Genomic DNA, 12,466 nt, shown 5'->3' with positions numbered 1-12,466 from the left:
AACCAAGGGCTAAAACTTTAGTGAACCAACAGGGAATTAAGGGCGCTTATACAGCGGTGTAACCACCATCTACCAAGTGGTAGGAGCCGGTAATAAAGGAAGCATCCTCAGAGAGGAGGAAGTTTACAAGGGCAACAACCTCTGGGGTTTCACCAAGGCGACCCAGTGCATGCTTTCCGGCAAGAGCGTTGTAGTGCTCTTCAGGAAGGTTCTGCAGGAGTGGGGTCTTAATGTATCCCGGTCCAACAGCGTTTACGCGGATGCCAACTTCACCGTATTCTGCAGCAGCGTTCTTGGTGAGACCAACAACACCGTGCTTAGCTGCGGTATAAGCAGAGTTGCCAGGGGCTGCAACGGTGCCGTGGATGGAAGCAATGTTCACAATTGCAGTCTTGGAAGGATCATCCTGCTTGAGAAACTGCTCGATCTGGAAGTGGTTGCCATAAGCAACACCACTGAGGTTAATGGAGATTACGCGATCCCAGTCATCAAGATCCATCTCACCAACCTTGTGGGACTTGCCGCCGATGCCGGCGTTATTAACTGCCAGGTGCAAAGCACCAAACTTTTCGACGGCGAATTCAACGGCCTTCTTATTGTCTTCGCGGGAAGCGGAGTTCATCTTAAAAGCTGCGGCTTCCCCGCCGGCTTCTTGGATGTCGGCAACAACCTTTTCTGCGCCTTCAATGTTGATATCGGTAACAACGACCTTAGCTCCGCGAGCTGCCAGGTCCTTGGCGATTCCCTCGCCGAGGCCGGATGCTGCACCGGTGACGAGAGCTACTTTTCCTGAAAAATCATTTTTGGTGGACATGATATTCCTTTCTAAGCTAAACAACTTTCGTTGTTTTCTAGGTCTTTCTTTGTTTGTAATTTCCACTATAACCCTTTTTGTTTATATGTCAACAAAGTTTTAAGGGGTATTAAAAGATCCCCTAAAATACCTGCTCACAATAGCTAACGAAGGAATTTAGAGGATCTAAAAAAAGGGGGCTTAAGCGTCAGGGAAGCCAGAGAAACGAGTGTGCAAAACTGGCTCGTCACGGGAAAGCGCAAGGCCTTCCCAAGGCAAGGAAACCAATTGCTTGGCCAAGTAATCTCGGGATTCTTCCAGAGTTGGCAGACCTGGAACGATCTCACCATCGCGCATAAGTGGGATGGTCAACTGCAAGACATTAAGTTTGCAGGTGTCCGGGGTGTCATTGTTGAAGGGGAATACAACTTCTTCAATAGCGGTGCCGGTATCGCGGTGGGTGCGAACCGCACGCTTAGCACCACCATGGCTTTCCTTATTGCGGGAACGCTTGGCAACAGGGTGACCATTGACCTCAACGAGCTTATAAACCAAGCCAGCGGTTGGAGCACCTGAGCCATTAACCACAGAGGTGCCAACGCCATAAACATCAACTGGCTCACCGCGCAGACCTGCGATAGCAAACTCATCAAGGTCAGAAGAAACCACAATCTTAGTGTTGTGAGCGTTGAGATCATCAAGCTGCTTGCGTACCTTGCGGGCCATCACGCCGAGGTCGCCGGAGTCAATGCGCACGCCACCAAGCTCGGTACCTGCAACTTCAATGGCAGTGGCAACACCTTGGGTGATGTCATAGGTATCAACCAGCAAGGTGGTGCCAACGCCTAGAGATTCAATCTGGGACTTAAAGGCTGCTGCCTCATTTGGGGTGCCATCTTCGTTGATATGCAACAAGGTCCAAGCGTGGGCAGAAGTACCGGAGGCAGGGATGCCATAACGGTAAGCAGCTTCCAAGTTGGAAGTGGCCACAAAACCTGCCAAATAAGCGGCACGGGATGCGGTTACTGCTGCATACTCATGTGCACGTCGGGAACCCATCTCAATGATTGGGCGTCCATCGGCTGCAGTGACCATGCGGGCAGCTGCAGAAGCTACTGCGGAGTCAGCGTTCATGATGGAAAGGATGACAGTTTCCAAAATGACGCACTCAGCAAAGGTGCCACGCACAGTAAGGAGCGGGGAATTAGGGAAGTAGATTTCGCCTTCACGGTAACCATCAACCTGGCCCTTAAAGCGGTAATTGCGTAGGTATTCCAGGGTGTCTGCGTTGAGGAAATCTAGATCAGCTAACTGGTCTTCGGTGAATACAAAGTCACGGATGGCGTTAAGAACGCGAGCCGTACCTGCAACAACACCATAGCGACGCTCATTGGGGAGCCTGCGACTGAAAACTTCAAAGGTTGCTGGGCGCTCTGCTGTTCCATCAATAAGAGCAGCTTCCAACATGGTCAGCTCATATTTATCGGTGAGCAGAGCCGTGGAGCGATTAGCCGGAATGGAGGAGTTGTTTAGATTCACCCTGTTAATTCTACGGAATTTGTGGCATTTATAGTGAACTCGACCACTACCCAGACACGATCACCCTTATATGCAGCTCCCACTCCGACTGCTTGATAGCTAGGTGCTAGCAGTAAATCGCGGTGCGCCGGGGAGGCCAAAAGGGTGTCCACAATATAGTCGGCGTTGGCCTGCCCATAGGGCATATTAATCTGCAAGACCACTAAATCTTCCGCTGGATCAGCCACCGGACCTTCGGTGCCGGTGGCCGCATTTTCCTCGGCTTCTTTTTGCGCCGCATTATGCAAATCAACACCAGGCGTAATAGATAAGAGACCCTGCTGGTTGCGTTCATAATTGATCTTGGCAATAACATCAGTGCGTAATTGATCAAGCTGCGGTGCTTGGGAGGTATTACCGCTGGAGATCGCATTAAAGCTAAGAATTGCGGTCAGTAAGATCGACAAGATGGGGATAGCACGAGACAGGGAACTAATAATGTCGGCTTGGGAAGGTTGCACCCCAAATTGTTGGAGCCAGGTACGTACTTGGTTTTCTAGGTTTTGCATCTGAGGATCCTTCCAATGTGGTTGCGCTCCATAGGAGATGAGCCACACACCACCTGGCTTAAGAATTGCTTAAGAATATGCCAAATTGTTGCAGCCAAGACTATCAGAGCTAGCGCCAATTAGGTCGGTGAATAAGTGAATAAAATGTCCCGCGCTGCGCCACTGCAAGGTATTTGACTAGGCTATTTGGCATGAACAGGCTTAACCACACCTACGCCACACCGGCGGTTAATAGCACCGATATCTTTAAGGTGGCAGATTCTCCAGTGGTCTCCATGCCGTCAGCGCCCATCGCCACTCCCGATGTGGAAATGAACGTGCACACTCTTTCCAGCGAGAATTTGCCCTGGTTGTGCATCGTTTGGGATGACCCAGTGAATTTGATGAGTTATGTCACCTATGTTTTTCAAACCGTCTTGGGCTTTAGCAAGAAGAAGGCCACAGAATTGATGATGCAGGTCCACACCGAAGGTAAAGCGGTTGTGAGCTCGGGGGAGAAAGACAAAGTTGAAGGCGATGTAAAAAAGCTGCACACCGCTGGTTTATGGGCCACCATGCAGCAGGCAGGCTAGGAAAAACTATGCAACAGTGGAAAAAGAAAAAGGGTTTACGCAGGCAGGCGCGCTTTAGCGTAATTTTTGAACCCATGGAAAGGGAAGTGCTGGGCGATCTTTCGGCAGCAGTTTCAGAAGCACTTATTCAAAGAGCGCAGTCTGTTCCCAAAGATCCGCTGGCTGAGCTCACGGGCATGGTGGGCGGCCACAAAGAAGCTCCTGAAGATCCTGCGCTAGCTCGTCTATTGCCAGATTTTCAGCATGCTGGCGATGAGGAATATGAGGGTGATAACTCTTTCCTGCGTTCCCTGCACGAAGGTGATATCACTCGCGCCAAGCTGGCTAACCTAAGAGTCATTAATGATGCATTGGGGCCTGACGGCAATGTTGCTGTCACTGCCACCGAAGCAGAGGCCCATGCCTGGTTGGCAGCGCTAAACGATATTCGCCTTTATGTAGCATTTGCTGAAATGCATGGTGGTGGTGAAGCCGCAGCCGATGAACGCGAAAACCTGGTGCAATGGCTGGCTTATAACCAGGAATCCCTGCTAGAAGCGATGATGGATTAACATGAGTGCGCTTTTCGACGTCCCCGGGTTCCTTTTAGGCCACGTGAGCAAGGGGGATACCGGTTGCACAGTGGTCATTGCACCTAAAGGTGCAATTGCGGGCGTCGATGTGCGCGGTGGGGGACCAGGCACTAGAGAAACTGACCTTTTAGAACCCCACAACACCGTTCAAGCAGTTCATGCGGTTGCCTTATGTGGTGGATCTGCCTTTGGCTTAGCAGCTGCCGATGGTGTGATGACTGCTTTGGAAGAACGTGGAATCGGATTTCCAGTGCGCGGCCCAGGGATTGAACTAAGAGTCCCGATCGTGCCGGCTGCGGTTATTTTTGATCTTTTTGTAGGAGATCCCCACAATCGACCCACTTCATCTGATGGGGCAGCAGCAGTAGAAAATGCTTTCGCCGGTGCAGATACGGCATCCGGCAGCATTGGTGCTGGTATGGGAGCTACTGCTGGAAAATTACGCGGTGGATTTGGCCAAGCCTCGCGCCGGGTTGATGAATATCCCATCGCTGCTGCAATCGTGGCGAATCCTGTCGGAGAAGTAGTCGACCCGGAAACCGGGCGCCTTTATGGGCGGCCGAGTGCTGCGGCGGTGGACGTCGACAAGCTTAAAAAGCTAGCACCGGCGGCAACCACGCTGAACACCACCATCGGGGTTATTGCAACGACGGCACCCTTGACAAAGGCGCAGGCCAAAAGGGTTGCTTTGGCAGCGCATGATGGTTTGGCGCGTGCAGTTCGGCCAGCGCATTCGCCTTTTGATGGTGATACTTTGTTTGCCCTGTCTTCTGGTGACGGCAGTGGGGTTAGTGATGAACTTTTGACGCAATTGTGCGCGGCGGCGGCTGATTGTGTGCAGGACGCTATTATCGACGCCATAACTTCCGCGAGTCCGGGACTCGAACTACACACCTTGAGGGAATTAACAGATGAGTTATAACAGCCCCTACCACAACACCGGTTTTGGAACCTCAGGTTTTAACCCCAATACTTCCGGCCCTGTGCGACCCTGGAATAAACCAAGCCCGCAGCTTAATCAACAGTTAAAGAATAAGTCTTCACTGCGCACCGGATTGAGTTTCGCCATTGGATTTTTGGTGGTTATTTGGGTGGTGCATTTTGCCAATGTGCTCACCGGTGGTCTGCTGAGCTATTACGGAATTCATCCGCTTGACCCCAGCTCCTTATGGCATATTGTGACCTCGCCACTGCTGCATGGAAGTTGGGAACACCTTATTGGTAACTCAATTCCGGGCGCGATTTTCTGCTTCATCATCGGTATGAGCGGCAAAAGAGTGTTCTGGGAGGTCACGTTGATCGCCGGTCTGGTGGGCGGTCTAGGAACCTGGTTCTTTGGTGGAATCGGCACCAATCACATCGGTGCTTCCGGCCTGATTTATGGCTGGTTGGGCTACCTTATTGTGCGCGGATTATTTAACCGAGATCTCCGGCAATTCCTGCTCGGTGTGGTGTTGGCCTTCATTTATTCCGGCCTCTTCTGGGGACTTTTGCCAATTCAACCAGGTGTTTCTTGGCAGGGACACCTCTTTGGTGCCCTTGGCGGAATTTGTGCTGGCGCCTTTATTACCTCCGATGATCCAGCAGCTCTAAAAGCTAAAAGGCAACAAAAGAAATTAGCGCAGCAACGTCAAAAACGCGGTTTCTAAAAATTTGAGGTAGGGCGACTGATGGGGCAATTGGCGCTGCACTTGGTGGGGCACTTGGTGGGGCAAAGTGCAGCGCTTTTGATGTCAAACGGCTAAGATTGATTGCCATGACAAGCGAAAACACAGAATCCCCAGACATCTGGCTGACTCAAGAGCAACAAGACGTGTGGCTTAATGTGTGGTCCCTGCGCGTTTGGCTGCCTGCTCGCCTAGATGCCCAGCTCAAGGAATCCGCCGGGCTAAATATATTTGACTATTTTGCCATGGCTCAGATTTCTATGGCTCCGGATCGTAAAATCCGCATGAGTGAACTTGCCGAGCTTTCCGATATGACTCTCTCACACCTCTCCCGTGTGGTAACCCGCCTGGAGAAATCCGGATGGGTTCGCCGCGAGCCCGATCCAGACGATGGACGCGCAACTGTAGCTGTGCTTACCGATGCAGGTTGGGACAAGGTCGAAGCCGCTGCCCCAGGCCACGTCCAAGAAGTTAAACGCCTGGTCTTTGAGTGTCTCGATGATGATGAGCTCAAGGTCTTGGGTACTGCGATGGAAAAGATTGTGGCAGCCCTCGATCCACCACGCTTCCCACGCGTTTAGGAAATATAAACAACAGCGTTATTGCCACCGCTGCAGGTGACAAACTGCCCATTATCCTCGCAGCTTAAGGAATAAGTATCTCCGGTTACTGGGCTGGTCGCCTGGATCTGCCCGGAGAGTTCGTTGGTGTCAAGATAATGAAGCACAAAGGCATCTCGTACTGCGCGCGCAAATTCTGCTGAGGTAACCACCGATCCGGAATAAACATTATTGAGGTTTCCGGCATCTGCATTGGACGCTGCAGCATCATTAGCTGGCATAGCGCCATCAGGGAGTGTGGGCTGGGCCGGACGGCCACTTGGTGCTGCTGTCGATTCTTCCGCTTGGGTTGTTGCAGAGCTTGCTGCAGCTTCTTCACTTTCAGCAGGTTGTGTAGGTTGCGTTGCAGTTATTGAGGAATCCGTTGCCAGTGCGGAAGACTCTGAGCTGTTCTTATCGCCGTCCAAACCGACCAATAGCCACACGCCAGCTGCCACGGTAATGACAAGCAAAAGGCTCAGCAAAGCTATAACGGGACCATTGCCCCTATTGTTGCCTCGATTATTGCCCTGTGGAGATGCCTGCAATTGTGCGGAGCTGCCCAAATTAATCGCTTGTGGGGTTGCGCGCACTGGGGGAAATTGTGTGGTCTCCGGATCTACAGAATCAGCCATGGCCATATTGTGGCACATTGGCGGAGTAGAAAAAGAAGAGCTGGCCGGTGATGGCCGAAAGGTTTTGAGGTGTGCCTAGTATGAATAATGTGACTGATTACAGCGGTTCTATGATTGAGCGTCCTATTCCAGGCGCTAATGCGCCCATTGGAATTTTTGATTCAGGTGTTGGCGGACTGACCGTTTCGCGAACCATTATTGATCAGCTGCCCCATGAATCAATTATTTATATTGGTGACACCGCCAATGGCCCTTATGGTCCGTTGCCTATTGCGAAAGTGCGCGAACACGCCCTACGCATTGCTGATGAGCTGGTGGAACGCGGCTGCAAAATGATCGTCATCGCTTGTAACACCGCATCAGCTGCTTTCCTAAGAGATGCTCGCGAGCGTTATGACGTTCCCGTAGTGGAGGTAATTTTGCCGGCTGTGCGTCGTGCAGTAGCTGCCACCCGCAATGGAAAAGTGGGTGTGATTGGCACGGTAGGAACTATTAACTCTGGTGCCTACCAGGACCTTTTTGCGGCAAGTCCATCGATAGAAGTTAGCGCTACCGCCTGCCCACGTTTTGTGGACTTTGTGGAAAGAGGCATCACCAGCGGCCGTCAAATCCTTAATATCGCAGAAGGCTATTTGGAACCTCTGCAAGCCAAAGGCGTGGATACTCTTGTTTTGGGGTGCACTCACTATCCTTTGCTTTCAGGTGTCATTCAATTGGCTATGGGCGATCATGTCACTCTGGTGTCCAGTGCTGAGGAAACTGCCAAAGATGTGCTGCGCATTTTGAGTGAAAAAGACTTGTTGGCTGATCCTGAATTACATCCAGAGCCCTCTTATAGCTTTGAATCAACTGGTGATCCGGAAATTTTTGCTCAACTTAGCCGCCGTTTCCTCGGACCAATTGTTTCCCAGGTGAGGCAAAACGAAAGCTAATGGCAGGTGTGTGATTTATCCCGGATTTAAAAAGGGGGTTAAATGCTCACAATTAGGCTTCTTTTTCACCCGAAAAGTACACATGAACTGCTGAGCCGTGGCACAGTATCCCTATGAGACTTACCATCCTCGGAAGCTCTGGAAGCGTTCCTGCTCCAGGTAACCCCGCATCTGGATATGTGATTAATTCTCCAGATTCCCCATCCTTGATTATGGATATGGGACCTGGCGTCCTTGCCTCTTTGCAAGAAATTCAAGATCCTTCCGATGCGCATGTTATTTTCTCCCATTTGCATACCGACCACTGTGCAGATTTTGCTTCTTTGATGGTGTGGCGCCGATTCCACCCCACCAAAGCAGCCAAGAGTAGGAATCTGCTTTTTGGACCTCAGGACACCCCTAATCGTTTGGGTCGATTGAGCTCCGATGAGCCCGATGGCGTTGATGATATGTCTGATACCTTTGCTTTTGATTCCTGGAAAGAACGTCAGCCTGAGCTGATTGATAAGTACAAGGTCACTCCATTTAGGGTTATTCACCCCATCGAGACCTACGCGCTGCGAGTTGAAGAACACGGCACCGGCGTAACCTTGGCTTATTCCGGTGATAGCGCTTATACCGAAGCCCTAATTGATGCTGCCCGCGACGTAGATATTTTCCTTTGCGAGGCAACCTGGGGAGACTCCTGCGATGGCAAGGCTCCTGGCATGCATATGTGTGCGCAGGATGCTGGCAAATTAGCTGCCGCTGCTGGTGCAAAAAAGCTGGTTATCACCCACATTCCGCCATGGGTTGACCCAGCTCGCGCCTTGGAAGCTGCTGCGCAGTACTATAACGGCCCAATTGAATTGGCTCGTTCGGGGATGCACTTCGATATCTAAAACCACCACATCAGCACCCTAAACGGGTGCTTTTAGGGTGAGGGGCGGCTGGAATAAAACACCAAATACGCTTCTCGACGTGCTCCCGTGGAATTCATAAAGGTACCCTGTACCTTATGACTTCATCTTCTAGCTTTACCCGTTTTGATGGTCGCGCTCAGGATCAGATGCGCGCCGTCAAAATCACCCGTGGTTTTACTTCTAACCCTGCAGGCAGCGTGCTTGTAGAATTCGGCAACACCCGTGTTATGTGCACCGCCTCTGTGGAACTGGGCGTTCCTCGTTTTAAGCGTGACTCCGGCGAAGGCTGGCTCACCGCAGAATATGCCATGCTGCCTGCTGCAACTGCAGAGCGCAATCGTCGTGAATCCATGGCTGGCAAGGTTAAGGGCCGCACCCACGAAATTTCTCGTTTGATCGGTCGTTCCCTGCGCGCTGCAGTAGATCTTTCCCAGCTTGGTGAAAACACCATCGCCATCGACTGCGATGTTTTGCAGGCAGATGGCGGTACCCGTACCGCGTCTATCACCGGTGCTTATGTCGCACTGGCAGATGCCATCAAGGTGCTGCAGGAACAGGGAGTTGTTCCGGGAAACCCACTGCTTGCTCCAGTAGCTGCTGTTTCTGTTGGCCTTATCGATGGCAATGTTTGCCTCGACCTTCCTTATGAGGAAGATTCCCGTGCTGATGTTGACCTCAACGTCGTTATGACTGAAAACGGTGAATTTGTAGAAATCCAGGGCACCGGCGAAGCAACCACCTTCACCCGCGAGCAGCTTAATGAGATGCTCGATTACGCAGCTAAGGGTTGCACCGAATTGGTTGCCGCACAAAAAGCAGCACTGGGAATCTAAATGAAGTTGTTGCTTGCCTCCAATAACGCAAAGAAGCTTAAAGAGCTTCAGCGCATCCTAGATCAGGAGGGCTTGGAGTCTGTTGAACTACTCGCTCTTGCGGACGTAACTGCATATGACGAACCCATTGAAAATGGGCGCACCTTTGCAGATAACGCGCTGATCAAGGCACGTGCCGGGGTTGCGCATACTGGTCTTGCCACCATCGCTGATGATTCTGGTATCACTGTTGAAGAGCTCAATGGCATGCCAGGTGTGCTTTCTGCACGCTGGTCTGGTTCTCATGGCAATGACCAAGCAAATAATGATCTCTTGCTGGCGCAGATGGATCATGTTCCTGCTGAACGTCGTGGCGCAGCCTTTGTTTCAGTATGTGCTTTGGTGCTGCCAGACGGCCAGGAGTTTATCCAAGAGGGTCGCTGGGAAGGCACACTTTTGCGAGAGCCCGTAGGGGAGAATGGCTTTGGCTATGATCCACTATTCCAACCTACAGAAGAAGCTACGCGCAGCTCAGCTCAGCTTTCCGCGGAGGAAAAGGATGCCCTTTCCCACCGTGGTAAAGCTTTGCGGGGATTGGTCGACATCATCGCCAAACTAGCTGCCTAATGTAATAAGGAAGCCGGGTGCTCAAGACATTTCTTGAGCACCCGGCTTTATCGATTGCAAATTTTAGGAATTGAGCTGGAAAACTTCAGTTACTTCTTTGCGTCGATTATGTTCCACAAAGAAGGACAATAGCGGCACGACACCAGCAATGGCGGTGGTGAACCAGCGCATCGGCTCCCATCGTGCCTTCAGGCCGAGGTTAAGGGTGGTCAGCAGGTAAATAATGTAGGCCCAACCGTGGAAGATAGCGATAAACGTAGCCCAGCCAGGCATATCCATGCCTACGACCTTTTCCAAAATTATACGCACGGTGAGTGCAAGCAGAAAAACACCCGTCACCCATGCTGCGATAGAAAACATGGTGAGAGCTTGGCGGACGCGCTTTTTGCGCTCTGGGTGAATTGCAGTGGTTGACACGTAGATCTTCCTTGGGGGATTGGGGTTACTTATCTGAGAAAGTAGTCGGTTAAGCAGTGCGGAAAGTTCCAGGTTTTAAGCTTTTCGACGCCTTCTTGCCCGGGGATCATTCAGCTTATTAAATTCTTCGACGTCCAAAGTTGGTCGTTCCGGAAGGAAAGATTCGTCAATTTCTTTCACGCCGTCATCATGAACCAAGCTGGGGCGCTGGGAAATAAATTCTTCTCCGGGAGCAATTGGACGTGCTGTTGCACTTTGAGCTTCCAGGTTTTCTAATTCAATGGATTCGTTTTCGTATTGCAAATATTTGCGATACGCATAGATCAAAAATCCACCGATAAACGGCCATTGGAGGGCATAGCCGAGGTTTTGGAAGGTGCCGGATCCGGATTGGAAACGCGACCACTGCCACCAAGCCAAAGCCAGGGCTGTACAAAAACAGATGATTAAGAAAACGATATGACTTAGTTTTACGGTCTTTTTTTGTTTCACTCCGACGCTGCCTGGCTCGCTCATAAAAGGCTATTCTAGCTGCCTTATTGCTAGAAGCGAATTCCCTTCGGGTGCAATTAGTCACCCCGCATTATTTGATTTGCGCAAGAGCATGTATAGTAAAACCCGCACGAAGCGCTTGTGGCGGAATTGGCAGACGCGCTGGATTTAGGTTCCAGTGTCTTAGGACGTGAGAGTTCAAGTCTCTCCAGGCGCACCATTGAGAAGGGCCCCGGTTTTTACCGGGGCCCTTCTTTTGCTTTCTTAGCGTCTAAAAAGGCCTTTTAGAATGCTGGATAAGAAGCCTGTGGATTCAGTTCTAACGCTGCGGGGGTTTGGCGTTGATCTATAATGAGTTCGAACTTTAAAGCCATTGCGCTCGTGACCATGTACGAAGACCCGCTTCTTGCCATCTTTTGTTTGTGCCACAACGCACTCCGATCTTTTGAAGGTAAATTTCACCTCAGTTTATTGTTAACGGTCTTATCTAACGATGGTTTTTCCAAGATCAGATTCTGAAAATTCTGGCCTAAAAGCTAGGAGACAGGGAAGGGGGTAGAAGTAGATCCCATTGTTGGCTAGCCATGTTTGGGGATCTACTGGGGTGTAGCCATCAGGGTGGATCTCAAAGTGGAGGTGGGAGCCGGTGGAGAATCCCTGGCTGCCCATGCCAGCGATTTCTTGGCCGGCGTAGACTCTTTCGCCAACGGAGGCATAGAGGTACTCCATATGTCCGTAGATTGCGATGGAACCATCATCGTGTTGCACGCGAATCCACTGTCCGTAGCCGGATGCTGGACCTGAGCTGATGACAGTGCCGTCCATGACGGAGTAGATTGGGGTGCCAATTGCATTGGCAATATCAATTCCGTTGTGGCTTGTTCCCCAACGTGCACCATAACCTGAGGTCAATGTGCCGGTGGTTGGGCTGACCACGGTTTGGCTAGCGCCATAGATGGTGTTGTTAATTTCAGAAGAAAGAAAAACCTGGGCGCTCGCTTGGGGGATGGCGCTCAATCCAACGGTGGCGATTGTGCCGGCTACGAGGGCGCTAAGAGTGAGTCGGCGACTAAGGGCGTGGTGCATGAGGATTCCTAAAGGTGGATATGTAGTTTCGGATTAGATCATTTTGTAACCTATCCGTTATCAAGTTGTGACCACGCTAGGGGTTATCGTTCACTTTGTCTAACTCCCGCATTAAAAATGCTCAAATGGCAAAAGTGATACGACCATTTGCGGCGTCCTAAGCAGGGGGTTGGGCAATGGGTGTTAGTTACATCACTTCAAGAGCTCTCATTAAATGAAAACTGCTAAAAAGCTTCCGCAAGCAGAATGTGAGAATAACCCCTGAGGTGTCGT

The 12,466-nt window shown here is 51.0% G+C and carries 16 protein-coding genes and 1 tRNA gene; 10 read left to right on the top strand and 7 right to left on the bottom strand.

What is annotated here, in order from left to right; all coding sequences use genetic code 11:
• Positions 1-46 precede the first annotated feature (46 nt).
• From H924_RS10675 to H924_RS10665, 3 genes are all read right to left on the bottom strand, one after another.
• Positions 47-814, bottom strand: a complete 768-nt coding sequence (locus tag H924_RS10675; RefSeq protein ID WP_015651972.1) for an SDR family NAD(P)-dependent oxidoreductase — start codon at positions 812-814, stop codon at positions 47-49.
• Between the two features lie 180 nt (positions 815-994).
• Positions 995-2,332, bottom strand: a complete 1,338-nt coding sequence (locus H924_RS10670; protein WP_015651971.1) for a nicotinate phosphoribosyltransferase — start codon at positions 2,330-2,332, stop codon at positions 995-997.
• A complete protein-coding gene (locus H924_RS10665; protein ID WP_015651970.1) occupies positions 2,329-2,880 on the bottom strand; it encodes a CAP domain-containing protein in 552 nt (183 codons plus the stop codon). Before H924_RS10665 ends, H924_RS10670 begins: the two co-directional genes overlap by 4 nt.
• Positions 2,881-3,155: 275 nt before the next feature.
• Here H924_RS10665 and clpS point away from each other — a divergent pair, with 275 nt between their 5' ends.
• The 5 genes from clpS to H924_RS10640 all read left to right on the top strand — a co-directional run bounded on the left by clpS (position 3,156) and on the right by H924_RS10640 (position 6,272).
• A complete protein-coding gene (gene clpS, locus H924_RS10660) occupies positions 3,156-3,452 on the top strand; it encodes an ATP-dependent Clp protease adapter ClpS (protein WP_042393004.1) in 297 nt (98 codons plus the stop codon).
• A gap of 8 nt (positions 3,453-3,460) precedes the next feature.
• Entirely contained in the window at positions 3,461-4,003 is a 543-nt protein-coding gene (locus H924_RS10655; protein ID WP_015651968.1) for a DUF2017 domain-containing protein, read from the top strand.
• A 1-nt stretch (position 4,004) separates the two neighbouring features.
• Positions 4,005-4,946 carry a P1 family peptidase gene (locus H924_RS10650; RefSeq protein ID WP_029703939.1) on the top strand — a complete coding sequence of 314 codons (942 nt, stop codon included), beginning with the start codon at positions 4,005-4,007 and terminating at the stop codon, positions 4,944-4,946.
• Entirely contained in the window at positions 4,936-5,673 is a 738-nt protein-coding gene (locus tag H924_RS10645; protein WP_015651966.1) for a rhomboid family intramembrane serine protease, read from the top strand. Before H924_RS10650 ends, H924_RS10645 begins: the two co-directional genes overlap by 11 nt.
• 107 nt (positions 5,674-5,780) lie before the next feature.
• Positions 5,781-6,272, top strand: coding sequence for a MarR family winged helix-turn-helix transcriptional regulator (locus tag H924_RS10640; protein WP_015651965.1), 492 nt, complete (start codon positions 5,781-5,783; stop codon positions 6,270-6,272).
• On the opposite strand, the gene H924_RS10635 is transcribed toward H924_RS10640, so the two are convergent.
• Entirely contained in the window at positions 6,269-6,925 is a 657-nt protein-coding gene (locus H924_RS10635) for a hypothetical protein (protein WP_035108099.1), read from the bottom strand. The two genes, H924_RS10640 and H924_RS10635, sit on opposite strands and share 4 nt — an antisense overlap.
• An 80-nt stretch (positions 6,926-7,005) precedes the next feature.
• Between H924_RS10635 and murI the strand changes: the two genes are divergently transcribed.
• The 4 genes from murI to rdgB all read left to right on the top strand — a co-directional run bounded on the left by murI (position 7,006) and on the right by rdgB (position 10,198).
• Positions 7,006-7,857, top strand: a complete 852-nt coding sequence (murI, locus tag H924_RS10630; RefSeq protein WP_015651963.1) for a glutamate racemase — start codon at positions 7,006-7,008, stop codon at positions 7,855-7,857.
• Positions 7,858-7,970: 113 nt separating this feature from the next.
• Entirely contained in the window at positions 7,971-8,738 is a 768-nt protein-coding gene (locus tag H924_RS10625; protein WP_015651962.1) for an MBL fold metallo-hydrolase, read from the top strand.
• A gap of 116 nt (positions 8,739-8,854) precedes the next feature.
• Positions 8,855-9,592 carry a ribonuclease PH gene (gene rph / locus H924_RS10620; RefSeq protein ID WP_015651961.1) on the top strand — a complete coding sequence of 246 codons (738 nt, stop codon included), beginning with the start codon at positions 8,855-8,857 and terminating at the stop codon, positions 9,590-9,592.
• On the top strand, positions 9,593-10,198 hold the full coding sequence (gene rdgB, locus H924_RS10615) for an RdgB/HAM1 family non-canonical purine NTP pyrophosphatase (protein ID WP_015651960.1): 606 nt from the start codon (positions 9,593-9,595) through the stop codon (positions 10,196-10,198).
• A gap of 63 nt (positions 10,199-10,261) precedes the next feature.
• On the opposite strand, the gene H924_RS10610 is transcribed toward rdgB, so the two are convergent.
• Positions 10,262-10,558 (bottom strand): DUF3817 domain-containing protein, encoded by a 297-nt coding sequence (locus H924_RS10610; RefSeq protein ID WP_042393001.1) that lies wholly within the window; start codon positions 10,556-10,558, stop codon positions 10,262-10,264.
• Between the two features lie 132 nt (positions 10,559-10,690).
• Positions 10,691-11,131, bottom strand: coding sequence for a hypothetical protein (locus H924_RS10605; RefSeq protein ID WP_015651958.1), 441 nt, complete (start codon positions 11,129-11,131; stop codon positions 10,691-10,693).
• 111 nt (positions 11,132-11,242) lie between these two features.
• On the opposite strand from H924_RS10605, the gene H924_RS10600 reads away from it, so the two are divergent.
• Positions 11,243-11,327: transfer RNA gene (locus H924_RS10600), tRNA-Leu, on the top strand.
• A 263-nt stretch (positions 11,328-11,590) separates the two neighbouring features.
• On the opposite strand, the gene H924_RS10595 is transcribed toward H924_RS10600, so the two are convergent.
• On the bottom strand, positions 11,591-12,193 hold the full coding sequence (locus tag H924_RS10595) for a M23 family metallopeptidase (RefSeq protein WP_015651957.1): 603 nt from the start codon (positions 12,191-12,193) through the stop codon (positions 11,591-11,593).
• Positions 12,194-12,466 lie beyond the last annotated feature (273 nt).

Source organism: Corynebacterium callunae DSM 20147, from assembly GCF_000344785.1.
Lineage (GTDB): Bacteria > Actinomycetota > Actinomycetes > Mycobacteriales > Mycobacteriaceae > Corynebacterium > Corynebacterium callunae.
This window is presented reverse-complemented; position numbering and strand designations above follow the sequence as displayed.